We start from the raw sequence: 24,319 nt of genomic DNA on the forward strand, positions 1-24,319 counted from the left end.
TATCGCTAAATTTCGATCAATATGAAGCAAGGATATCTAAAGCAGTTATTCTAGCGCATCTCATAGGGTAATGGTATGTAAAGGGTAGAAATTCTTCCATTTAGCGATTATTTAGTTTTGATTCGGAGCTATGTTACAATTCTACAGGCTAGTTGCTTGATCAAAGTGGGTTTAATAGTCAGTACGTTAAGCGCTGCTAGTTTTGAGATATTTATAATTGTAGTAAATTGGGTTTAAGGCAAATGGTTTTTAAGCAGCTAGCATGGCATTTTAAAAGAATATAAAATCTTACTAAGCAACACTTGCAAGATGCCGGATAGAAGAGTTTCCTTGCCTCGATCAACCGATGCGCCGGCATTTAAATAATGTTTATTTTGAACCGATCTTACTTAATATTATCAGAATTGATACAAATAGCCTCTATAAATACCTATTACAAATACTGATTGCAAATGCCTACTACAATAGATAACCATAAATATCTATTACAAATTACTAATATAGTACTCACAGGGAATACACTGATTCTATGGCGATATATACACCTACTAAGCTTCCTAAAGTTCCATTGCTTGTCATTATTATTACATTAATGGGCGCATTTGGGCCGATGTCGATTGATCTCTATTTACCGGCATTTCTACAAATTCAAGAGGGGTTAGCGACAACAGATGCGGAAGTCAAAAAGACGTTGACCTTTTTCTTGATCGGTCTATGTATCGGCATGATGTTTTATGGGCCACTGTCGGATAAATATGGCCGGCGGAATATTATCCTCTTTGGTGCGGTTGTCTACTCTTTGACGAGTATTGGGAGTACCTTGATCTCTTATGTAGAGAGTCTACAAGTATTACGCCTATTACAGGCGATAGGGGCTGGAGCTTGTATGGTTGTAGGGCGTGCGGTAATACGGGATGTTTTTAAAGGTAAACAGGTTGCGGTCATGATGTCAGTAGTGCAGGTCATTATGATGATTGCACCACTTTTAGCGCCTTTAGTTGGCGTTATGGTTCTGAAATTTTTTAATAACTGGCGTGCACTCTTTTGGGTATTGACGCTTTTTGGTTCTTTGGCATTCTTCTTAACTTTTTTCTTTTTACCTGAAACTTATAAAAAAGAAGATCGTCCTTACATCACGTTGAAAGGGACATTTTATAACTATTATTTGATTCTCAAAGATCGCCGCTCATTAGGTGCGATGCTTGGCTGTGCATTGCCGGCAGGAATGGTATTTGCTTATGTCACCGGATCCTCTTATCTCTATCAAGGGACTTACGGTTTATCAGAATTTCAATTTAGCTTGCTCTTTGGCCTCAATATTGTCGGTGTGATCATTAGCGCATTTATGAATATCGTTTTACTTCGCCGATTTAATATTGCCGCATTGGCAATCTTTGGGCTCATTTGGATTAGTCTTGCCGGTATTTTAATGCTCTTAATTGGTGACCGCTCATTGTGGGGATTCTTCTTCTCCACCTTTATGCTCATGTGTGTGTCAGGGTTTATTGGGAATAACATTATCTCGCAAATTATTGAGCTTAATTACAATCGTGCGGGCGCTGCAATGGCACTTAATTCTGCGACGCAATTCTTTGTCGGTGCTGTCGCAAGTTCTATTGTAATGAAAGATCAATCGATGCTCACAACCGTTATGGGTGTTTCAGGATTATTGGGTGCAATTGCTTATTTCTTCCTATTTCAACCCTGGAAAGAGTTACCCAGTGCGAGTAGTGTGGATATTGCACAGGAGGATAAGATCACGCAAAAATCTGAGGTTGCTGATTAGATTCGTAATGAGAACTCAAGGGTACTATAGTAAATTTGGTTTAAGAAAAATGGTTTTTCAGCAGCTATTGTGGGATTTCAAAAGACATAAAAGCGTACTAAACAACACTTGCAAGATGCCGGATAGAACATTTTCCTTATTTATTACAACCGATGCGCCGGCATTTAAATACGCTTATTTTGAATCGATCGTACGATAAAAGCGAGAGCATTAAAAAATGGGTATTAAAAAACGCATTTCACAGCTGAAATGCGTTTTTAATATCGTTATCATTGTGTGTGAGAATGCCACCAATCTTTAAGGTGGCGTATCCACTTTTGTATCTTTTCGCTGGCGCTATTTACCCAAGTCTTCGAAAAATCGCTTAGCCTTGTCGAGCCAGCTATTTTGCTTAGGGGCGTGATTCTCCCCAAGCGTCTCTCCAAATTTGCGTAGCATCTCCTTCTGATCACTACTGAGTTTAACGGGTGTTTCAACTTTGATAGTACAGTAAAGATCGCCCTGTATCCCTCCACGGACAGGTTTCACGCCTTTGCCACGTAATCTGAAAGTTCTATCAGTTTGTGTTTCCGCAGGGATTTTGAGATTCACTCGACCATCTAAGGTGGGTACTTCAATCTCACCACCGAGAGCTGCTGTTGTAAAACTCACAGGCACTTCACAGTATAGGTTCTCATTTTCACGGGTGAAGATCGCATGTTTTTTCACGCGAATTTGCACATATAAATCCCCGTTAGGTCCGCCGTTTTCACCGGCTTCCCCCTCACCCGATAGACGAATACGATCACCGGTATCCACACCCGCAGGTACTTTGACTTCGAGAGTTTTATTTTTCTTCACATTACCGGTACCATGACAATGTTTACATGGATTGGTGATTTTCTTACCACGACCATGACAGTCGGGGCAGGTCTGCTGTACAGAGAAGAACCCTTGAGATACTCTCACTTGACCAGCGCCATGACAAGTTGGGCAGGTAACAGGTTCTGAGCCTTCCGCAGCGCCTGTACCATTACAGTAGTGACAGTGAACTGTTGTAGGAACTGTAATACGAGTAGTGGTACCAAATACCGCCTCTTCAAGAGTGATGTCGAGTTGATAGCCAATATCATCTCCACGGTAAGCCCGAGGGCCACTACTTGCGCCGCCACCACGACCACCGCCGAAGAAGTCACCAAAGATATCACTAAAGCCACCATTACCGCCAAAGATATCTTCGAAGCCACCAAATCCACCTTGTCCGCCACCGCCAAATCCGCCGGCTTGGCCATTAACACCGGCATGACCAAAACGGTCATAAGCAGCCTTTTTCTCTTCATCTGAGAGTACTTCGTACGCTTTTTGTACTTCTTTGAATTTCTCTTCTGCCGCTTCTTTATCATCGGCATTACGATCTGGGTGATATTTTCCCGCTAACCGTCTGTAAGCTTTACGAATTTCATCTTGTGTTGCTGTTTTAGAAACACCTAATACTTCGTAATAATCCCGTTCTGCCATAAATGCTTGTCCTTACTTTTTGATATTATCTAAATGTTTTTAAATTTTGTTTGAATGTTATCAGAATATCGTTGAAATATTGTGAATTTATTACTTATGTATTACCTATGTAATACTTATCTGCAATGATAGCGCTATAGCGTTATAAATAGCGTTCAATATCAAAACTATTTATCGATAGAAATTTAGGGTTGTAACCTTTTATGAGGTTCAAATTTTATAAACGTTCTATTGATAAAGGGTTTCAAGATTATTGTATTGTGATCTGTAAAATAGGATACCCCGTTAAGAGGTATCCTACTATTAGCTATTACAAGTGTTAAACCTTATTGGTTTTTCTTGTCATCTTTAACTTCTTCAAACTCAGCATCGACAACATTTTCATCTTTTGCATCGCCTGCTTCTGCGCTAGCTGCATCACCTTGTTCTGCATACGCTTTTTGTGCTAATGCGCCAGCAAGTTCAGTGAGTTTTTCAGTTTTGCCTTTGATATCATCAAGGTCACTACCTTTGACTGCCACTTTAAGTTCTTCTATTGCAGCTTCAATGGCTGTTTTTTCTGATTCATCCACTTTATCTGCTAAATCTTTAATTGATTTTTCAGAAGCATGGATCATCTGTTCTGCCATATTACGTGCTGAAACAAGCTCTTGGAATTTCTTATCTTCTTCCGCATGTTTCTCAGCATCTTTCACCATTTTTTCGATATCAGCTTCTGATAAGCCTGAGTTAGAGCGGATTTGGATAGATTGCTCTTTGCCGGTTGCTTTATCTTTTGCCGAAACATTCATAATACCGTCAGAGTCGATATCGAATGTCACTTCGATTTGTGGTGTGCCACGTGGTGCTGGTGGAATATCAGAAAGATCAAACTGACCTAAAGAGTGGTTTTCTGATGCTTGAGGACGCTCACCTTGTAATACATGGATTGTTACCGCAGGCTGATTGTCTTGTGCTGTAGAGAAGACTTGGCTTGCTTTAGTAGGAATCGTTGTATTTTTCTCAATGAGTTTTGTCATCACGCCACCCATGGTTTCAATACCAAGTGATAGCGGTGTGACATCAAGAAGAAGAACATCTTTAACATCTCCGCCTAATACACCACCTTGAACAGCCGCACCAGATGCTACTGCTTCATCAGGGTTAACATCGTGACGTGGCTCTTTACCAAAGAACTCTTTTACTTTCTCTTGTACTTTAGGCATACGAGTTTGACCACCGACTAAGATGACTTCATCGATTTGTCCCGCTGATAAACCTGCATCTTTAAGTGCGATACGGCAAGGCTCTAAAGTACGCTCAACTAAATCTTCAGTTAATGCTTCTAATTTAGCACGTGTCATCTTGATATTAAGATGTTTAGGGCCTGTGTTGTCTGCTGTGATGTAAGGTAAGTTGATCTCTGTTTGCTGTGCGGAAGAGAGTTCAATTTTCGCTTTTTCACCGGCATCTTTAAGACGTTGTAATGCTAATGGATCATTTTGTAAGTCAATGCCTGACTCTTTTTTGAATTCTTCAACAAGGTAGTTAATAACTGCATTATCGAAGTCCTCACCACCTAGGAATGTATCTCCATTAGTAGAAAGTACTTCAAATTGTTTGTCACCATCAAAGTCTGCAATCTCAATAATAGAGATATCGAATGTACCACCACCTAAGTCGAATACTGCAACTTTTTTCTCGCCTTTAGTATCTTTATCAAGACCATATGCAAGAGCTGCTGCTGTAGGTTCGTTGATGATACGTTTTACATCAAGACCTGCGATACGACCTGCATCTTTAGTCGCTTGACGCTGTGCATCATTGAAGTACGCCGGTACTGTGATAACTGCTTCAGTCACTTTTTCGCCAAGATATTTTTCAGCAGTCTCTTTCATTTTCATAAGGACACGTGCTGACACTTCTGGCGGTGCCATTTTTTGGTTATCTAATACTTCAACCCAAGCATCCCCATTGTCTGCTTTGATGATAGAGAAAGGAACGATCTCTCGATCTTTTTGTACTTCAGCATCATCAAAACGGCGACCAATGAGTCGTTTGATTGCATAAAGTGTATTTTTAGGGTTGGTGATTGCCTGACGTTTCGCAGGTTCACCGGTTAATACTTCATCAGGTGTGTAAGCAACGATTGAAGGGGTTGTGCGATCGCCTTCGGCGTTTTCAATAACGCGAACTTTGTCGCCTTCCATTACCGCAACACATGAGTTAGTTGTACCTAAGTCAATACCAATAATTTTAGCCATTATTCTATTTCCTTTTTATTAAGTTTATACTTGAATTACACGATCAATAATCAGAGTAAATCGAGTAATAATCTGCTTCAAATTGATGTTTAAATATACTTTTGAATGAATATGTTTAATATTAAAACTTGTTGGGCCGAACTGCAGTTTTGAATGAATAGGATAATCATTATTTATTATCTGCTTATAAGTTTGTCTTCCCGTTTCTGAATACAATATGGGAACGATTTTTGAGACTTCAAGGGATTTATTCAAAAAAATGCAAAAAAATTGAAAAACCGTAGTCTTACTGTACACATTGAGGTAAATCTTCTTGAATTCACCTTATTTCCTCTAAACGAAATCAGATAATGAACAAAGTAATGAACGTGGTAATGATTATCTGATAATCACTCACACTGTAAGTCAGCCTATATTGAACGATTGGTAATATGTAGCTAGAAAATAGAAATTCAAGTCACTATATTGCTTAAAGAAAATGCAATAAAGAAAATGCAATAAAGAAAGCACAACAAGACTGTTATGCTTATCAGATGATATTTTGAGAATTGATACTTGCTATTCTCGAGCGCCAAATATATCGCTACCCACGCGAAGCAGTGTTGAGCCTTCTAATATTGCAAGCTCTAAGTCACCACTCATCCCCATTGATAAGGTTGTTGCATTGGTCGGAAGTAACCCTTGAGCGCGCATTTTTTCACTGAGTATTCGTAAGTCAGCAAATCCTTGTCGAATCAGTTTTTCATCTTCGGTCTGTAGACCTATGGTCATTAATCCTTCTATTTTCAGGGTTGAGAAAGAAGCAATATCCTCTAAAAATTGCGGTAATTCATCAGGTAAAACCCCTTGTTTATTAGGATCAAGACTGCTATTGACCTGGATAAGAATCCTTTGTTGTAGATGATGTTCAGATGCATATTGATGGATTCTTCGTGCAATCCGCAAGCGATCGACACTTTGGATGCAATCGGCAAGTTTAGTGACTTCATTGACTTTGTTGCCTTGTAAAGCGCCAATAAAATGTGTTTCTCGAGGTGTAATATAAGAAATCGCCTCAGCAGAGATTGACTGCTGAGTGATGTCACCTGTCTCTTTATTAGATGCCGATATTAAAAAGGGTGCTTTTTCAACCAACTCTTGTGCGCGGTTTTCACCAATCAAACCATACCCCAAACGAAGGACTTCGTTAATCACTTCTGGTGTTTGAGTTTTAGTGGCTAATAATAGGGTGATATCGGCCGGCGATCGTGATGCTTTATGGGCTGCTTCTACAATGCGCGCATTAATTTTCTCTAAATTCTTATATAATTGTTCTCGGGTTATCACAGGTAAAATATCCTCAATTTCCGAATGGACAATGAATATTGCTCAATCAATATCTAGTGCTTAGTCAATCTCTGATTAGTAGCCTTTTTTAGGATCGATATCTAACGACTTGAGTTTTCGATAGAGATTAGTCCGTTCCATGCCGACAAGCTCCGCAAGATTGGCAATATTGCCTTCTGATCGTTCATATTGCGCAATAAGATAAGCGCGTTCAAACTGTTCGCGTGCTTCTCGTAAGGGTAGGTGTAGAAGTAGGTGGTCGGTCGAGGTAAAAGCGCTACTCTCTTCTAATTTATTATCTTGCTCTAAAGCTTGATTAACTTCATCTAAAGTCACTTCATCGCTTTTACCAAGGATCAATAAGCGTTGAATAATATTTTTAAGGGTTAAATGATTGCCTTTCCAATAATGATTACGTAAGCGATTTTGCGCCGCAATTGAGAAATGCCGATAAGTGAGATGTTTATCTTCTACAAAGTGATGAACATAGTAGTTGATCAATTCCGGTACATCTTCAGGATGATCAGCCAGCGATGGTATTTCAATCACCACAACATTGATAAGGTGCCATAAACGCTCATCAAATTCGTCATTTTCCACGAGATTAAAGAGCGACGGTTGTGCTGAGAAAAGGTAGCGAATATTAGTAGGAACAATGGCACCTGTTTGTGGGTGAGTATAGGATTTTGTCTCTAGTAAATCGTAGAGCAGTCTCTGTGCACGATCATCCGCTTGTTCAATATTGCTCACATATAGCGTGCCGCCATCGATAGACTGCAATAGTTTTGAGCGTTTATCCGCATTCTCGATAAGCTCTTTCATATCAGCAAGGGTAAGAGAATTAAAACTGAGTTCAAAGAATGGCGCTGTTTTACGATGTGATTGGTGATGAATATAACTGGCAATACCGGCAACCTCTGAACCGAAAGTATGAATTAAGAGGATACTCGTTTCAGATCTAGCTGCTTCTTTAAGCTTTTGCCGTAGATGATTCATCATCGGGCTTCTACCGATAGGCTCAAAAGGCGGGATATCTAAAGGTTTAATCCCTTCTAGGGGGGTAGATACCGGCATTTCTTTGACTTCTTGCAATGTCTTTTCTACCACAAGTAGGAGTTTTGCTAGTGTTAATGGCTTTTCTAGAAAATCAGAAGCGCCGAGTTTAGTCGCTTCGATTGCATGTTCTAAAGTTCCATGCCCACTCATCATAATGACAGGGCAGTGTAAGTTATTATTCTCTTTCCATGATTGTAAAAGAGAGATCCCGTCGATATCAGGCATCCAAATATCGAGCAAAATAAGATCCGGCTCACGCTTTGCTTTGAGAGCCTTCGCTTCATTGCCATTATAGGCCATCGCTACTTCATATCCTTCATCTTGCAGGATATCGCTGACAAGGTTACAGATATCTTTCTCATCATCTACGATTAATATGTAAGGTTTTTCCGATAGCATAGCAGTTACATCTCTCTTTATATTCAGATAAGGTTAATCCCTGATTAGCGCAATATGACATATAAAATTTATTTTCATTTCAATTTTGTGCCGATTTTATATGTAGTAGCGACTCTTCGTGATCAATACCTTATTATAGTGGTTGAGGTGGGCATAGAAAAAGGGGAGTCGAAACTCCCCCTTAGTATACCTAAAAAAGCGACTAATTTTCAGAGGTGGTTTTCTTTGTACGACTTTTAGTCGTAGCTGTCGCCTTTGAAGGTGTTTTTGTAGCCGATGCTGTTGTTGCCTTCTTTGTCGTTGCTTTTTTAGCAGTAGCTTTCTTTGCGGTCGTCTTTTTAGCGGTTGTTTTTTTAGCAGCTGTCGACTTCGCTTCTTTCTTGTCTTCGTCTGCTTTTGCACTCTTTTTCGTAGTGGCTTTACGTTTTCCTTTTGCAGGTGCTTTTTCAAGCATCTCTTTACACTCTTCAAGCGTCAGTTGTGCAGGATCTTGATCTTTGGGTACTTTAGCATTTTTACTACCATCGGTAACATATGGCCCAAAACGACCGTTGATAATCTCAATGGTAACATCCCCATCTTGGAAAGAATTGATAAATTTCGCTGCTTCTGCTGCTTTATGCGCTTCAACAACTTCTAGTGCTCTTTCGAAAGTGACACTATAAGGATCATCCTCTTTGAGTGATACAAATTTACGTGGGCCATATTGAATATAAGGACCAAAGCGACCGATATTAGCGCGAATATCGTATCCATCTTCCCCTTGACCTAATACGCGAGGTAATCTAAAGAGAGCCATCGCTTCATCAAAGGTAATGGTATCAATGCTCTGTCCCGGTAATAGGGAGGCAAAGCGAGGTTTCTCCTCATCATCTTTATCGCCGATCTGTGCAAAAGGCCCGTAGCGTCCCACTCTTACAGAGACAGGTTTGCCGGTTTTAGGATCTTCACCTAATACTTTAGCTTGAGCGACCTCTGCGCGTGTGACATTCTCTTCAACAAAATCACATTGTGCGATAAAAGGTTTCCAAAACTCTTGAAGTAATGGAATCCACTCTTTTTCACCGCGGGAAATTTCATCTAAGCCATCTTCCATCAAAGCGGTAAATTCATAATCGACAATACGTTTAAATTCCGAACTTAAGAATCGAGAGACAATCTTACCGGTATCTGTGGGGATAAAGCGACGATTATCTAAAATGACATATTCTCGTTTCTGTAAAGTTGCAATAATTGAGGCATAGGTTGAAGGGCGACCAATGCCAAACTCTTCCAATGATTTAACTAAGGAAGCTTCAGTATAACGAGGCGGTGGTTCTGTAAAGTGTTGATTAGGATTAATCGCTTCTAGATCGATAATATCGCCAGCTTTCATTTCAGGAAGAATACGATCTTCCTCTTTTTGATCCTCTTTCTCATCATCCACATCTTCAAGATAGAGGCTCATAAAGCCGGGAAATGCAATGGTTGAGCCTGTGACTCTAAAAGTATGAAGCCCTTTTTCCCCAAGATCAACGGCGGTTGTATCCATAATGGCAGATTCCATCTGTGAAGCGATTGCCCGCTTCCAAATGAGTTCATATAGACGATATTGATCAGATGTTAAATACTCTTTAACGGATTCAGGTGTTCTAAAGACAGAGGTAGGGCGAATCGCCTCGTGGGCTTCTTGCGCATTTTTCGCTTTAGTTTTGTACTCACGAACTTCTTGAGGAAGATACTCTTTTCCATGTTTGGTGAGAATATATTTGCGAATATCTTCTAGCGCTTCATTTGAGAGCACAACCGAGTCCGTACGCATATAGGTAATCAGACCAACGGTATCATGGCCAAGGTTAATTCCTTCATAGAGATCTTGTGCTGTACGCATGGTGCGAGAAGTGCTGAATCGCAATTTACGAGAAGCTTCTTGTTGTAGTGTTGAGGTAGTAAAAGGCGCAGCAGGGTTACGCTTACGTTGTTTCTTCTCAACGTTATAAACGGGAATCGTCTTTCCAAAACGTGCTTCTAATGTGTTTTGTACTTCGAGGGCGCTTTTCTCATCGGTAAAAGAGAATTGCTCAACTTTTACACCTTGGTATTCTGTCAATTTACCAGAGAATTGAGCTTTTTCTTTAGCCATATCTGCAAAAATTGACCAATATTCTTGGCTGACAAAAGCATTGATTTCATCTTCGCGCTCTACAATGAGACGAAGTGCAGGCGACTGAACACGTCCAGCTGAAAGACCAGGATTGATCTTTTTCCAGAGTAGCGGAGAGAGATTGAAACCCACTAAGTAATCGAGTGCTGTTCGTGCTTGTTGTGCCTCAACTAAATCCATATCAATTTGTCGTGGATGGGCAACTGCATATTGCACGGCGCTTTTAGTAATCTCATTAAAGACAACGCGACAAACGCTTTTACCGGTAAGAGCTCTTTTGCTCTTGAGGTATTCTAAAATATGCCAAGAGATTGCTTCACCTTCTCTATCCGGGTCAGTTGCGAGCATAAGGTTGTCGGCATCTTTGAGTGCTTTCTCAATTGCAGCAAGGTGTTTTTTATTTTGTGGGATCACCTCATATTTCATTGCAAACTGATTATCAGGATCTACAGATCCTTGCTTACGGACTAAGGCACGCACATGCCCAAAAGAGGCAAGAACTTTGTAGTCTTTGCCGAGATATTTCTCGATGGTTTTCGCTTTGGCGGGCGATTCAACAATAACTAATGATTTACTCATCTATATTTTCAACTCTTCCTACGATTAATTGATGCGAATTTTATAGTTCAAAAAGGTTCGGATTTGCTACAATAAGCGATTCAATATATTAAAATACTCTTAAAACGAAGTAGTAGTTTGAGTAATTTGTAATAATATTTCAAGCAATCTCTTTAAATTAACAACAAAAGCAGAATTTATATCACTATGTATTACCAAGAAAAAAAACGTAAAAGTCCACTTAAGTGGCTTATTCTCTTAATTGTCATCGCTTTTATTGTATGGGTGATTCTCGATGATACAGACAAAGAGAATGAAACAAATCAAATTATTGAAGTGCAATTACCACGATAAAATAACATAGATCTATGGGAAAAGATGCCAAGATTTATTGCATATTTATAGACAGATTATCTGTTTGTCTACTTTTTACTGCTTAACATAATGTCGAGGTCTTGATCGGCAATGACTAAGGTCGCAAAAGAATCATGAACAATCAGATGAATAAACCTAATCGAACCGGTTTAGGGCGAATTATTGCCGCAGGAGGATACTCTTTACGAGGGCTTAAAGCTGCTTTTCAGAGCGAGGCGGCCATTCGGCAAGAGCTTTTTGCTGCCATATTTCTAGTTCCTTTGGCGTTTTATTTGGCAGATAATGGCATCGAGCTTGCGCTTTTATTAGGAAGCTTAATACTTGTATTTTTAATGGAGCTGATCAATTCTGCAATTGAGGCGATTGTTGATCGTATTAGTTTTGAACATCACCCGTTATCAGGGCAGGCTAAGGATATTGGTTCCGCACTTGTGATGATAGCGATAGTATTGGTGGTTATTGTTTGGGGTGCGATTATTTTTTATCCGTAATTAATTATCGACGATAATTTACAGATATCAATTTACAAATATCAATTTACAGATATAAAGTCGCCGAAATAAGATTTGGTGTAATAAGATTCATTAATTAAAAAAGATAAAGAGGCAGATTGTGATTGTATTGGGAATAGAGAGCTCGTGCGATGAGACTGGTGTGGCAATTTATAGCGGTGAAAAAGGGCTGTTGGCACATCAATTATATTCACAAATAAAGTTACATGCGCAGTATGGTGGGGTTGTGCCTGAGCTTGCTTCTCGGGATCATATTCGTAAGCTGCCTTTGCTAGTGAATGCCGCATTAAAAGAAGCAGGAGTTGATTTTTCGGATCTCGAGGGGATCGCTTTTACAAGAGGACCTGGATTGATTGGTGCGCTGATGGTAGGCGCTACTTATTCTGAAGGGCTTGGTCTAGCGCTTGATATCCCGATATTAGGTGTGAATCACATGGAAGCTCACTTAATGGCGGTAATGTTAGAGGTGGACAAACCTTCTTATCCTTTTGTGACGCTTTTAGTCTCTGGTGGACATACACAATTAGTATTAGTAAAAGCATTTGGAGATTACGAACTATTAGGTGAAAGCTTAGATGATGCCGTTGGTGAGGCTTTTGATAAGACCGCAAAAATTATGGGATTACCTTATCCTGGTGGGCCTGAATTGGCGAAACTTGCAGAAAATGGGGATCCGGAGCGATATGCATTTCCAAGACCGATGTTGAATCGCCCAGGACTTGAATTTAGCTTTAGTGGTATTAAGACAAAAGCATTATTGACAATTGAGTCAGCCACAGAAGCAGACTATCCTGATATTGCCGCAAGCTTTCAAGCAGCCTTGATTGATACTTTGATTCAGAAATCTTTAAGAGCCTTAAAGCAGACCGGTGCTGCGGCTTTAGTGGTATCTGGTGGGGTAGGTGCGAATCAATATTTGCGTTCTGAATTGCGCCGGTTATCTGAGTTAGGGCGCTTTAAAGTCTATTTTCCAAGATCTGAGTTTTGTACTGATAATGGTGCGATGGTGGCTTATCTAGGACATGAGCGCCTGTCTCGTGGAGAAAAGAGTGAGCAAATTCAGCTGGTAGCACGTTGGCCCATCGATCAGGTGACCAATCAAGTGGTTGCCTGATATTGATATCTGGATATTGATAGTTTAAGGAGTAATGAAATTATGGCAAATGCTTATTTGGCTCAAAGATGGCAAATGCTTTTGCCACAAACACGTTTAGGTGTTCAACAGGCTAAACCCCAAGATTATCGAACTAACTTTCAGAAAGATTTTGACCGGTTAATTTTTTCGGCTTCATTTCGTCGTCTACAAGATAAAACACAAGTATTTCCGCTCGCTCAAACAGATTATGTTCGTACTCGGTTAACACACAGCTTAGAGGTAAGTAGTGTATGTAGAAGTTTAGGGACTCTACTTGGTGAGCATCTTATTAAGTCTGAAAGGATCAACAATCTTACGCCGGCGGATTTAGGGGCTATTCTAGCTGCGGGTGCATTAGCGCATGATATCGGCAATCCCCCCTTTGGACACGCCGGTGAAGAGGCAATTAGCCGTTTTTTTAAAAGAAACCCGGTCGGTATCGAAGTTATCAAATCTATGGCATCAGAAGAGCAAGCTGACTTATTGTCATTTGAAGGTAATGCACAAGCTTTTAGAGTACTGACGAAATTGCAAAATATCGATAATATTGGTGGTTTGCAGTTATCACTGCCAGTATTGGCATCTATTATGAAGTATCCTTGCGCCAGTAGTCATAAGCCACAAGAGAAGCATATTGCCTTTAAAAAATATAATTATTTTCAGTCAGAAAAAACGTTATTTGCGACAGTTGCTGATCAATGTGGTATGAAACAGTATTCGGGGTTAGAGGGGGTATGGTATCGGCACCCTTTGACCTATTTATTGGAAGCTGCTGATGATATCTGTTATCACCTAGTGGATTTAGAAGATGCGTATCGTTTGAAATTAATTTCAAGTGAAGAAATTACCCATTTTCTAGAGCGCTTAATTACGGTCACAAGGCCTTTACCAGAGAGCAAATTAAATAGTATTGGCCGGACAAAAGATCGCGTGGAATATTTGCGTGCTTTTACCATTGGTCTACTGATTGATCGGGTGATGGAAGCCTTTATTGCTAATGAAACAAAAATTATTGAAGGAAAGTTAACCCAACCACTGTTAGATTTGATTCCTGAGGCTGCAGTATTACAAGAGATCAAAACTTATTCACAGGAGTATATTTACCATTCAGATTCTGTGTTGAAAGTAGGGATTGCCGGGTTCAAAGTTATAGATACATTGCTAGAGGCTTTTGTGGATGCGGTAGAGCAGGGTGTAGAAAGTGGATCTAGATCAAAAATGTTGTTGAAATTTTTGCCAGATCAATTTTTTGAAAAAAATCGTAGTATTAGTGAAAATCCTTACTTGCGTGTACAGAGAGTTACTGATTTTGTTTCTGGAATGACAGATCGATATGCGGTAAAAGTATTTAAAATGATTACGGGGGTTGATTTGCCTGTATAACTCTTGTTTAATATGCGCTATTACTGAAAGGTATTGTTATTAATAGTATCGAGAGTTTGGCTGTAGTTGGGGTTTAATTCTTGACAGATATCAAGACATAACTACTTGATTCTTGTAATATGAGAGTTTAAGTAATATTAGAATGGGATGCATTTATATATGATGTTTATTAACTTTTGGGGGAACTATGGGACAAAGCAATAGTCTTCATGATCATTATGAGTATGGGGTAATCCGAGGGCTCGTAATGAGTACTCTGCTTTTCGGAGCATTCGGATTATCTGCAGGGCTATGGGCAGCGCTTGAGTTGACTTGGCCTGTTTTTAACTTTGATTTGCCAGGATTAACTTTTGGTCGATTAAGACCTGTTCATACAACGCTTGTTATCTTTGGTATGGGTGGCTCAGCATTGATCGCAACATCATTCTATGTTGTACAGAGAACATGTCAGGTTCGTTTAGCATATCCAGTGTTAGCTTATATTGTGTGGATTGGTTGGACGGTCATCTTTATTCTTGTGCCTATTAGCTACATGATGGGCTATACTCAAGGTAAAGAGTATGCTGAGTTTGAATGGATTTTTGACTGGGCTGTTGCGGTCATTTGGTTGATTTATTTCTTCGTTTATGTCACTACGGTTCTTCGTCGTAAACAGAAGCATATCTATGTTGCCAACTGGTTCTACCTTGCATTTATCCTTGCAACCACACTTCTTCATGTATTTAATAACATCTCAATTCCGGTATTTGGTGCAGAAGGCCTTAAATCATATAACGTATTCAGCGGTATGCAGGATGCAATGGTTCAATGGTGGTATGGTCATAATGCGGTAGGATTTATCTTAACAGTTGCGTTTCTTGGTATGATGTACTACTTCGTACCTAAAGAAGCGGGGCGCCCGATCTATTCATATCGCCTTTCAATTGTTCACTTCTGGGCACTAACGTTCCTCTATATGTGGGCGGGTGCACACCATCTTCATTGGACATCACTTCCTGACTGGGTGTCATCGCTTTCAGCGACATTCTCGATCATTCTATTGCTTCCATCGTGGGGGGGTATGATCAATGGTATTATGACCCTTTCTGGTGCATGGGATAGTATTCGTACAAATCCAATTATTCGCTTCATGGTGGTTTCTCTCTCATTCTATGGTATGAGTACTTTTGAAGGTCCATTAATGAGTTTGCGTTCTGTAAATGCCTTATCACACTATACTGACTGGACCATTGGTCACGTTCATGCGGGCGCTTTAGGTTGGGTTGCAATGATTACTTTCGGATCGCTCTATCACATGGTTCCACGTATCTTTGGTGGTAAAATTTATAGCGAAAAACTAATCTTTGCACACTTCTGGTTAGCAACTATTGGTATTGTTATTTACATTGTTTCTCTTTGGGTTGCAGGTATTGGTCAAGGTATGATGCTTCGTGCATTTAACCCTGAATACGGTACATTAGCTTACGAATTTATCGAAACAGTGAAATTCATGCATACACCATATATTTTCCGAGCAATTGGTGGTGGTCTATTCTTATTGGGCGCGGTTATTATGATCTTCAACTTCATTATGACTATGATCATCGGATCACGCGCACAAGCAGATAGCAATGCGATGATTCCTGATGCAAGAGCTCATGCTTAATAGGAGAAAACATTAAATGATTAAACATGAACGTTTAGAAAAAAATACCGGTCTTCTACTCCTTTTTACATTAGTAGTTATTAGTATCGGTGGTCTCATTGAGATTGTTCCACTTTTCTATATCGATGGCTCTGTTGAGGAAGTCAAGAAAAATATCACAGAAGTAAAACTCGATGAGAAACGTCAACCTGTCTTAGATGAAAATGGTAATGCAGTAATGGTGACTCGTGAAGTTGATGCGATTCGCCCTTACACGCCACTTGAGTTCTTAGGTCGTAACATTTACGTTGCAGAAGGTTGTTATAACTGTCACTCACAACAAATTCGTCCTATGCAAGATGAGTATGAGCGTTATGGGCACTACTCACTTGCGGCTGAGTCGCAATTTGATAAACCATTCCAATGGGGTTCACGTCGTATCGGGCCTGATTTAGCCCGTGTAGGTGGTAAAATGGATAATCAGTGGCATGTTGACCACTTAGTAAATCCTAAAAGCCGAGTGCCTGCTTCAATCATGCCTAAATATCCATGGTTATTAGAGGAAGATCTCTACTATGCAGATATCAAAGCACAAATGAATGCGGCGCGTATTGCGGGTATTCCTTACTCTAAAACAGAGGAAGAGTATCAAGCGAATATTGAGCGTTTCGGTGTCGATGTAGCAAATATGCTCGTTATTGACTTAGCTGCACAAAATCTTGAAGCACAAGCAGCAGCAGGTAACTACGACATGAATCCTTCACGCTTGACTAAGATGGATGCACTCATTGCTTACCTACAAGTATTAGGTACGATGGTTGAGTTCAAAGAAGATCAAGGTATCGAATTTAGTGAATTCCGTTAATTTATAGTTAATTTGTAGTTAACTTATAAAGCATTATAAAGTTTTAAGGAGAGTGTACGATGATGGACATTTTAAATTGGTTTACTGATTTAGGTAACAGTAAGACATTAGCCGCAGTTATCTTTTTTGTGACATTTATTGGGATCATCATCTACACTTTTACCGGAAAAGCGCGGAAAGAACGGTTTGATGAATATCGATATATTCCATTTATGGATGATGAAGAGTTTATTTTTGATCGCAAAGAATCTAAAGAGCAGAAAGATCAAGAATCTCAAGAGAAATAATAGAACCACTCTTCATGATCAAAATGATTGAGGAATACAAATAATGAGTGATAACACAAATAAGAAAGATTTAGAGAACTTAGAGACCGAAACCACTGGTCACGTGTGGGATGGTGATCTTCAAGAATATAATAATCCTCTCCCAAGATGGTGGCTCTATGCCTTCTATGGCACCATTATCTTTGCAATAGGGTATTGGATTCTTTTTCCTACTTGGCCAATCGGGGATGGTTATACTAAAGGGGTTTATAAAGTTGAAATTGAACGTCCTGTAGTACAACAATCTGGTGATGCTTTAGTGAATGCTGAAGATGCTGATAATGCGCCAATGGAGAAAGTTAAGGTTCACTGGACAACACGTTCACGTCTTGTTCATGAATTACAATCTTCACCAGAAGCTTTAAAACGCCATGAACATTTCTCTGAGTTAATGGAGAAAACAGAAGCTGAAATTATTAATGATCCTAATATGATTAAGTTTGCACAAAATGCAGGTAAAACGCTATTTGCTGATAACTGTGCAACGTGTCATGGCCCACAAGCAGAAGGGGTTATTGGTATGTATCCAAACCTTAACGATGATAACTGGTTATGGGGTGGAACATTAGCGCGTATCGAAGAGACTATCACAAAAGGTCGTCGGGGTAACATGCCTGCTGGTAAGTTAACGATGACACCGAATGAGATCGAAGATGTTGCCAAATATGTTTTAACTTTATCAAATAACTATACCCCTGATGAAGCGACTTCAAGAGGTGAGGAGTTATTCTTTGGTAAAGGGGCATGTTTTACTTGTCACGTAGACTTCACCAAAGATCCACGTAAAGCACAAGGTAACCCACTTTTAGGGGCACCTAACTTAACAGATCAAATTTGGGAAATTGTGGATATCAACTCTAAAAATACACCTGAAGAGAAAGTAGCAGCGATTATTCCACAAATTCGTGATGGGGTAGATCCTGCAACAACACATCGTGTGATGCCCGCTTGGGAATCTCGTTTAACACCTGAACAAATTCGTGCATTAGCTGTTTATGTTCATCAGTTAGGGGGTGGGGTTGTTCCTGCTGAAGCTAGTAAGTAATAGATCTAGTTGATAAAAATATCATAAACATCGTAGGTATCGATGATAATTAAATAAATAGACGCCCTTTGGAGTAAAAGGGCGTTTTTTATATACTCACAATAGTTTTAAGTAGCTAGTGGGATTTTAAAAGAACATCAAACCGTGCTAAACAACACTTGCAAGATGCCGGATAGAACAGTTTTCTCACCTCGATCAGTTGATGCCCCTGCATTTGGACAGGCTTATTTTGAACCGATATTACTATAATATCTATATTCGTATCTACATTCTTGCTGTGAAACATGATCTTGGTACCATTTAGTTGACTCGAGACCTTAATGTTTATTAGAAAGTTGGTATAATGATTCAAATAATAATTAATAATTAGCTCATAAGGGTATATATCGTGGCAAACAATGTAACAGAGCAGAATCAAACACCTAATGCCGGTGATCTCTATGCGAAACGAATTCCTATTTATCCTCGTAGTGTGAAAGGGAAGTTTCGGACATTCAAGAGTTCAGTGCTAGCATTAGCATTTTTAGTCTTTTACCTTCTTCCTTGGGTTCCTTGGAATCGTGGGGCGGGGTTACCTGGCCAAGCTGTTTTCTTTGATTTGACGGCGAAAACATTCTACATTTTTAGTCTTCCGGTTGATATTCAAAATATCTTCTGGCTTGCCGGTGTATTAGCGATCTTTGCTTTCTTGCTCTTTTTTGTAACCGCCATTTTAGGTCGGGTATTTTGTGGCTACTTCTGCTTTCAGACACTCTGGACTGACGCTTTCATTATGATTGAAAGTTTAATCCAAGGGAACCGTAATGCACGTAAACGCTTACATGAAGGCCCTTGGAATGGTGAAAAGATCACGAAAATTGGTTTAACTTGGTTGGTATGGCTTTTGGTCGCTTTCTGGACAGGTTTTACATTTACTTCATATTGGATGCCGGCACCTGAATTAATTAAAGTAGTCTTTACGGGCGGAGCACCTGTTGCGGCATATGGAGCGATTGCTTTTATTACTGCGGCAACCTTTATTATGGCAGGATTTTCTCGGGAACAAGTATGTACCTATATGTGCCCTTATGCTCGCTTCCAAGGGGTAATGTTCGATAAAGATACTTTAATCGTCACCTATGATTATAATCGTGGTGAGCGTGAAAAAGGTCGTACCAAACCCACTAAGAACCTACGTGATCGTGATGAGCGTATCAAAGAGGGATATGGGGATTGTATTGATTGTGATCTCTGTGTTCAAGTCTGTCCGGCAGGGATTGATATCCGCGATGGAATCAACTATAAGTGTATCACTTGTGGGCTCTGTATTGATGCTTGTCATAATATGATGACAAGTCTTAAATATCCAACAGGTCTTATTCGTTATGACTCAGAAACAGGTTTAGAGGGGAAGAAAACAAACTATTTCCGCCCACGAAATATTGGTTATGCGATTGTGTTATTAATTGTGATATCAATTTTGTCGTGGAGTGTTGTGCATCGAGATGTCGCTCACTATATTGTGGAATCTACTCGTAAACCACCCACATTATTAAGTGATGGTAGAGTACAAAATACCTATGAGCTTAAGTTTAATAACTTAACATTAGAGCCGCAGCAGATGCATATTGCGCTTGAAGACTCGGGTTATGATTTGTCAATGAGTTTTAACAATATTGTGCTTAAGCCTAATGAGCGTGTAGCATTAAATGCTGCTGTACGTAAAAACAAAGATGTTGCTTTTGTTCCTGATGTGACATTTGTACTCACAATTACTAACCCTGAGACAGGGGAAGTGATTGATGTTCAAAAATTAAAAGCAATTTTCTTGAAAAAGTAGAAGTTAATATCTTGATTTAGTTATCGAATTAAGAAATTGATGGATGATATAAGACGTTAATCATCAAAAATGGGGCTCTGATGGCTTTTAGTGAAAATATTTCATTAAATGAAATCAGAGCCTTTACTAAATGAGTCTTAAAAAGCGTGATTGAATCATTGAGAGATCTCAAAATCCCTCTATAAATCATCTTATAAATGTTACTATGAACCTGAATTTGTGTATTGATGTAATAGGAGATAGATTCATCACCTTAAATTTTATTTTTAATAAATGTCTGAAAAATGGCTGAATGAATACAATTTATAAAGGTAATTATTGCGCAATCGCTCTATAATAGTGACCAATCAAAAAAGATACGATAAAACGAATAGAAACGAAGGAACTTCTCTATGAATGAAACAGTTGCCATTATGCTTTTAGGCATTGTGACAGTGCTCATTGTGAGCTTAATTTTGCATAAGCTTTTAAGGTTTACGCCACTTCAGGCTGCGAGTATTACAGCGTTAATGGGAATTGCGGTCATTGTTCCTTTCTCTATTTTACGTTGGAGAGGGGGCGATGTATTTACCCTTTATGTGACTTGTAATTTAATGACGTCGTTTGCCTACTATTTGATTAGTTCGGGTGGAATGAAGAGTCTGAAAGGCAAAGATGGTAAACGGATGCATTGGGCACCGATTACTATTTTTGGATTCTTTCTGGTACTGACTATTCAAAATGGTGCTTTCGTTGTTATGGCGGAAAAGGGGCTTATTTTTAAGAGTAACGAAGAGGATTCATTCGTCAGCACTCGGTTTCCTGGAGAGGTTCCGAATGCTTATCAGAAAAAAGAGGCCTATTACAATGCTTATCAGAAGCGTTTAGCAGAGCAACAAGCGCGTGGATGGCAGGTTAAATTTGGTTTTGCAAATACACCCTATGCGAATGAAGAGAACTTCTTTGTAGTACAATTATTGGATAAAGAGGGAAACCCGATTGATGGTGCTGAAATCTCTGCAGAGTTTTTCCGTTCGGCAGAGCAAGAGCTTAATAGAACTTATAATTTAGAGATGGTAGAGCCAGGTCTCTACTCAATTCCAATTCTTTTAGAGCGCGTCGGACCTTGGGGTTTAGATCTTGATATTATTCGTGGTGATGATACACACGAAGTGGTTGGGCGAACGCTTGTCAACTGCCCGCCGGGCACTGAGTGTGAGCTAGAATCAAAACTACGTGTACATTAATGGCATTGTAAAATAGCAAAAGGGGCAGTAATGCTCTTTTTCTGTTTATAAAGCAATAAAGTATAAAAATAAAGTAATAATAAAGTTATAAATAATCAAACAATAATGTAATAAGCAAGTTGTAGCTTAAAGTGATTGGCTTGATATCAGAAGAATATTGATTTTGAATTCATAAAGTCGATGAGATGAAATGAATGAAAAGGGCAAAAGGGCAAAAGGGCAAAAGGGTATGACAGGAACAACAAAAGAACGAATTTCTTGTTACCATTGTGAGTTACCGATTACCGGTAAGGCGCCATTTACAGCAGAAATACAGGGAGTTGCGCAGCCTATGTGTTGTGCCGGCTGTAAAGCAGTTGCAGAGATGATCGATCAATCGGGATTGACCCGTTATTATGATTTTCGTTCCGAAGCCGCTGTACGCCCTGAAACTGCGATGAATTTGATTCCTGAATCATTAAAGCAAGAGATGCATTTTTATGATCATCCTGATATCGCAACTCAATTTATTGCAAAATCCACTGATAAAGAGGGGAAAACGGTTGCAAATGCCTATCTGATTATTGATAAAATGACCTGTGCTGCTTGCGCTTGGTTGATTGAAAATAGTGTAAAACGATTGGATGGCGTTGAGCGTTTTGATATTAACCTGACCACTCATCGTGCTCATTTAACTTTTGATCCGGCGAAGATCAAAATTTCAGAGATTTTGCTAGAGATCTTAGCACTCGGTTATCAAGGAACGCCTTATGATGAGCAATTAGAGCAGAGAAGACTCAAAAAAGAGTGGCGTTCACTGTTGATGGAATTTGGAATTGCAGCGCTTTTTTCTATGCAGGTCATGACAATTTCTGTAGCGCTCTATTTTGGCTATTATTCGGGAGATATGTCGGAGAGTTCCTACTCATTACTACGGTGGTTTAGTCTCTTTGCGACAATTCCTTGTGCAACCTATTCAAGTCGAAGTTTTTATAAAGCCGCTTATTATGATCTGAAAAATAAACGCTTAACGATGAATGTGAATGTGTCCATTGCTGTGATTGCAGGGACGCTCTGGAGTGCATATAACACAATAATGGGGATTGGTGAAACCTACTATGAGGGTGTGACTATGTTTGTCTTTTTACTGCTCGGAGCTAGAGTATTAGAGACAAGTGCACGCCATAAATCATTACTAATCTCTGATGATATCTTAAAATTAAAACCGCATTTTGCTGAACGCATTATGGCGGATGGCTCTCTGGAGTTAGTGGCGACTAATCGGCTTGCTGTGGGGGATCAATTGATGATTAAGCCCGGCGATAGTATTCCCGTTGATGGTATTTTACTCGATCAGATTGCGATGGTGGATGAGTCTCTGTTGTCAGGGGAGAGTCTGCCGGTGGAAAAACATCGGGGAGATGCGCTGATCGGCGGTTCGGTAAACTATGAACAACCGCTTAAAATGGAAGTCACTACGGTTGGTGCCGAGACAGTATTGTCACAGATGACTCGCTTAATTGATCGCTCTATGAGTGAAAAGCCAAAGATCGCTAAACTGGCTGATATTATCTCAACTTACTTTGTCCTAGGACTACTTATCTGCTGTGTGGTCACCTTTGCAATTTGGTACTATCTTGATGGTGCTTCTCAAGCTTTTGCCGTCACTTTGGCGGTATTAGTAGTCTCTTGTCCTTGCGCCTTAGCCTTAGCAACGCCCTCGGCATTAAGTGCCGGAAATCAGGCAATTATTGAGAAGGGCTTAATTGCGACTCGTGCCGGCGCACTCGAGACATTAGGGAAAGTGACCGACATTGTTTTTGATAAGACAGGGACTTTGACAGAAGGCCGTTTGACAATTAATGAAGTGATCTCTTTTACCGATCAATATAGTGAATTTGAACTGCATCAAATTGCGGCAACTTTAGAAGCATCTTCTAATCACCCAATTGCTTCAGGGTTTAGCCAATGGGCTTATGAAAATGAAGTACAGCTTCTACCCTTGACTCATTTACATCACACTGTGGGGCGCGGCATTAGTGGGGAGATTAATGGGGTTACCTATAAAATTGGTCGATTAGATTGGTTTAATCTTCCGCCGTTTACAGAGAAGCAACGACAATTCAATGATGGTGTTTGGATAGGTTTAGGCGTTGGGGATCAATTATTGATGGCCTTTTCACTTTTAGATCATCTCAAATCTGATACTGTTGAAGTGGTACAGGTATTGCGTAATCAAGGTTATCGTTTACATATACTAAGTGGTGATCGCCAAGCAACGGTAAATCTCTTTAATGAGACATTAGGGATTGAAGTGGCGAAAGGTGATCTACTGCCGGAGGATAAGCTCGCTTATGTAGAGGATTTACAAGCTAAGGGTGCAGTGGTTTCAATGCTTGGAGATGGGATTAATGATGGGCCGGTATTAGCGAAAGCTGATGTCTCGATTGCAATTGGGCAAGGTGCTTTATTAGCGCAATCTACAGCGGATATGATTTTGATGAGCGATCAGTATTTAACGCCTTTGACAGAAGGGCTTAAGATCGCGAAGCGTACTGATAAAATTATTACGCAAAATCTCTTTTGGGCGTTATTATATAACATTGTAGCGATTCCTTGTGCGATGAGCGGTATTGTTCTACCGTGGATGGCGGCACTTGGAATGAGTATGAGTTCACTGATTGTAGTAGGGAACACCCTAAGAATAAGGGAGGGACGTAAAGAATGATGAGCACACTATTTATCTTACTGCCATTGACATTAGCAGGAATGGTTGCAGCAGGATATGCTTTCATTTGGGCAGTTCGATCTGATCAATTTGACGATATGGAAGGGCCGGCACATCAAATTCTATTCGATGAAGATATTCGTCCTCTAAAACAAGATGACTCAAAGAATAAGGCTGCAGATGTCACAAAAGATGTCACAAAAGATCTCGCAGATGATGCCGCTTCAATGTCCACTACAGATGTTATAAATTCAGAGAATCAGAATAGTAGTGAACAAGAGAAACACTAAAAAC

18 protein-coding genes are annotated in these 24,319 nt (G+C 39.8%); 13 read left to right on the top strand and 5 right to left on the bottom strand.

Translation table 11 applies throughout. The features are described 5' to 3' along the window. Positions 1-529: 529 nt before the first annotated feature. Positions 530-1,786, top strand: coding sequence for a multidrug effflux MFS transporter (locus tag WMO13_RS03700; protein WP_026879164.1), 1,257 nt, complete (start codon positions 530-532; stop codon positions 1,784-1,786). Positions 1,787-2,122: 336 nt separating this feature from the next. On the opposite strand, the gene dnaJ is transcribed toward WMO13_RS03700, so the two are convergent. The 5 genes from dnaJ to WMO13_RS03725 form a co-directional block, all read right to left on the bottom strand. After that, complete coding sequence (gene dnaJ, locus WMO13_RS03705; protein WP_026879163.1) at positions 2,123-3,283, bottom strand: molecular chaperone DnaJ; 1,161 nt, start codon at positions 3,281-3,283, stop codon at positions 2,123-2,125. 326 nt (positions 3,284-3,609) lie between these two features. Continuing rightward, the gene (gene dnaK / locus WMO13_RS03710; RefSeq protein WP_026879162.1) at positions 3,610-5,526 is read right to left on the bottom strand and encodes a molecular chaperone DnaK; all 1,917 of its coding nucleotides are present in this window, start codon (positions 5,524-5,526) and stop codon (positions 3,610-3,612) included. Positions 5,527-6,084: 558 nt separating this feature from the next. Further along, positions 6,085-6,852, bottom strand: coding sequence for a YggS family pyridoxal phosphate-dependent enzyme (locus WMO13_RS03715; RefSeq protein ID WP_026879161.1), 768 nt, complete (start codon positions 6,850-6,852; stop codon positions 6,085-6,087). Between the two features lie 75 nt (positions 6,853-6,927). Beyond that, positions 6,928-8,307: a sigma-54-dependent transcriptional regulator gene (locus WMO13_RS03720; RefSeq protein ID WP_026879160.1), complete on the bottom strand. Its 1,380-nt coding sequence runs from the start codon at positions 8,305-8,307 to the stop codon at positions 6,928-6,930. A gap of 202 nt (positions 8,308-8,509) precedes the next feature. Next, a complete protein-coding gene (locus WMO13_RS03725) occupies positions 8,510-11,029 on the bottom strand; it encodes a DNA topoisomerase I (RefSeq protein ID WP_034855894.1) in 2,520 nt (839 codons plus the stop codon). A gap of 186 nt (positions 11,030-11,215) precedes the next feature. Here WMO13_RS03725 and WMO13_RS03730 point away from each other — a divergent pair, with 186 nt between their 5' ends. From WMO13_RS03730 to ccoS, 12 genes are all read left to right on the top strand, one after another. Next, positions 11,216-11,362, top strand: a complete 147-nt coding sequence (locus WMO13_RS03730) for a hypothetical protein (RefSeq protein ID WP_156923277.1) — start codon at positions 11,216-11,218, stop codon at positions 11,360-11,362. Between the two features lie 146 nt (positions 11,363-11,508). Continuing rightward, positions 11,509-11,874, top strand: coding sequence for a diacylglycerol kinase (locus WMO13_RS03735; RefSeq protein ID WP_026879159.1), 366 nt, complete (start codon positions 11,509-11,511; stop codon positions 11,872-11,874). Positions 11,875-11,995: 121 nt separating this feature from the next. Beyond that, positions 11,996-13,009, top strand: a complete 1,014-nt coding sequence (gene tsaD / locus WMO13_RS03740) for a tRNA (adenosine(37)-N6)-threonylcarbamoyltransferase complex transferase subunit TsaD (protein ID WP_026879158.1) — start codon at positions 11,996-11,998, stop codon at positions 13,007-13,009. Positions 13,010-13,051: 42 nt separating this feature from the next. Further along, positions 13,052-14,413 carry a deoxyguanosinetriphosphate triphosphohydrolase gene (locus WMO13_RS03745; RefSeq protein WP_034855892.1) on the top strand — a complete coding sequence of 454 codons (1,362 nt, stop codon included), beginning with the start codon at positions 13,052-13,054 and terminating at the stop codon, positions 14,411-14,413. A gap of 187 nt (positions 14,414-14,600) precedes the next feature. Continuing rightward, a complete protein-coding gene (gene ccoN / locus WMO13_RS03750; protein ID WP_026879156.1) occupies positions 14,601-16,058 on the top strand; it encodes a cytochrome-c oxidase, cbb3-type subunit I in 1,458 nt (485 codons plus the stop codon). Positions 16,059-16,077: 19 nt separating this feature from the next. Beyond that, the gene (gene ccoO / locus WMO13_RS03755; RefSeq protein WP_026879155.1) at positions 16,078-16,902 is read left to right on the top strand and encodes a cytochrome-c oxidase, cbb3-type subunit II; all 825 of its coding nucleotides are present in this window, start codon (positions 16,078-16,080) and stop codon (positions 16,900-16,902) included. Positions 16,903-16,961: 59 nt separating this feature from the next. Further along, on the top strand, positions 16,962-17,189 hold the full coding sequence (locus WMO13_RS03760) for a cbb3-type cytochrome oxidase subunit 3 (protein WP_026879154.1): 228 nt from the start codon (positions 16,962-16,964) through the stop codon (positions 17,187-17,189). Positions 17,190-17,232: 43 nt separating this feature from the next. Continuing rightward, on the top strand, positions 17,233-18,273 hold the full coding sequence (locus WMO13_RS03765; RefSeq protein WP_026879153.1) for a cbb3-type cytochrome c oxidase N-terminal domain-containing protein: 1,041 nt from the start codon (positions 17,233-17,235) through the stop codon (positions 18,271-18,273). 388 nt (positions 18,274-18,661) lie between these two features. Further along, positions 18,662-20,092, top strand: coding sequence for a cytochrome c oxidase accessory protein CcoG (ccoG, locus tag WMO13_RS03770; RefSeq protein ID WP_051396264.1), 1,431 nt, complete (start codon positions 18,662-18,664; stop codon positions 20,090-20,092). 392 nt (positions 20,093-20,484) lie between these two features. Further along, entirely contained in the window at positions 20,485-21,318 is an 834-nt protein-coding gene (locus WMO13_RS03775; protein WP_051396263.1) for a FixH family protein, read from the top strand. Between the two features lie 229 nt (positions 21,319-21,547). After that, on the top strand, positions 21,548-24,025 hold the full coding sequence (locus WMO13_RS03780; protein WP_026879151.1) for a heavy metal translocating P-type ATPase: 2,478 nt from the start codon (positions 21,548-21,550) through the stop codon (positions 24,023-24,025). After that, complete coding sequence (ccoS, locus tag WMO13_RS03785; RefSeq protein ID WP_034855890.1) at positions 24,022-24,315, top strand: cbb3-type cytochrome oxidase assembly protein CcoS; 294 nt, start codon at positions 24,022-24,024, stop codon at positions 24,313-24,315. Before WMO13_RS03780 ends, ccoS begins: the two co-directional genes overlap by 4 nt. Positions 24,316-24,319 lie beyond the last annotated feature (4 nt).

Source organism: Ignatzschineria larvae DSM 13226, from assembly GCF_038500265.1.
Lineage (GTDB): Bacteria > Pseudomonadota > Gammaproteobacteria > Cardiobacteriales > Wohlfahrtiimonadaceae > Ignatzschineria > Ignatzschineria larvae.

Bases quoted from the DNA above. Each gene is read 5' to 3' on its own strand.
- WMO13_RS03700 (WP_026879164.1), top strand. From the start codon at position 530: ATGGCGATATATACACCTACTAAGCTTCCTAAAGTTCCATTGCTTGTC.
- dnaJ (WP_026879163.1), bottom strand. From the start codon at position 3,283: ATGGCAGAACGGGATTATTACGAAGTATTAGGTGTTTCTAAAACAGCA.
- dnaK (WP_026879162.1), bottom strand. From the start codon at position 5,526: ATGGCTAAAATTATTGGTATTGACTTAGGTACAACTAACTCATGTGTT.
- WMO13_RS03720 (WP_026879160.1), bottom strand. From the start codon at position 8,307: ATGCTATCGGAAAAACCTTACATATTAATCGTAGATGATGAGAAAGAT.
- WMO13_RS03725 (WP_034855894.1), bottom strand. From the start codon at position 11,029: ATGAGTAAATCATTAGTTATTGTTGAATCGCCCGCCAAAGCGAAAACC.
- WMO13_RS03730 (WP_156923277.1), top strand. From the start codon at position 11,216: ATGTATTACCAAGAAAAAAAACGTAAAAGTCCACTTAAGTGGCTTATT.
- WMO13_RS03735 (WP_026879159.1), top strand. From the start codon at position 11,509: ATGAATAAACCTAATCGAACCGGTTTAGGGCGAATTATTGCCGCAGGA.
- WMO13_RS03745 (WP_034855892.1), top strand. From the start codon at position 13,052: ATGGCAAATGCTTATTTGGCTCAAAGATGGCAAATGCTTTTGCCACAA.
- ccoN (WP_026879156.1), top strand. From the start codon at position 14,601: ATGGGACAAAGCAATAGTCTTCATGATCATTATGAGTATGGGGTAATC.
- WMO13_RS03760 (WP_026879154.1), top strand. From the start codon at position 16,962: ATGATGGACATTTTAAATTGGTTTACTGATTTAGGTAACAGTAAGACA.
- WMO13_RS03765 (WP_026879153.1), top strand. From the start codon at position 17,233: ATGAGTGATAACACAAATAAGAAAGATTTAGAGAACTTAGAGACCGAA.
- WMO13_RS03775 (WP_051396263.1), top strand. From the start codon at position 20,485: ATGAATGAAACAGTTGCCATTATGCTTTTAGGCATTGTGACAGTGCTC.
- WMO13_RS03780 (WP_026879151.1), top strand. From the start codon at position 21,548: ATGACAGGAACAACAAAAGAACGAATTTCTTGTTACCATTGTGAGTTA.
- ccoS (WP_034855890.1), top strand. From the start codon at position 24,022: ATGATGAGCACACTATTTATCTTACTGCCATTGACATTAGCAGGAATG.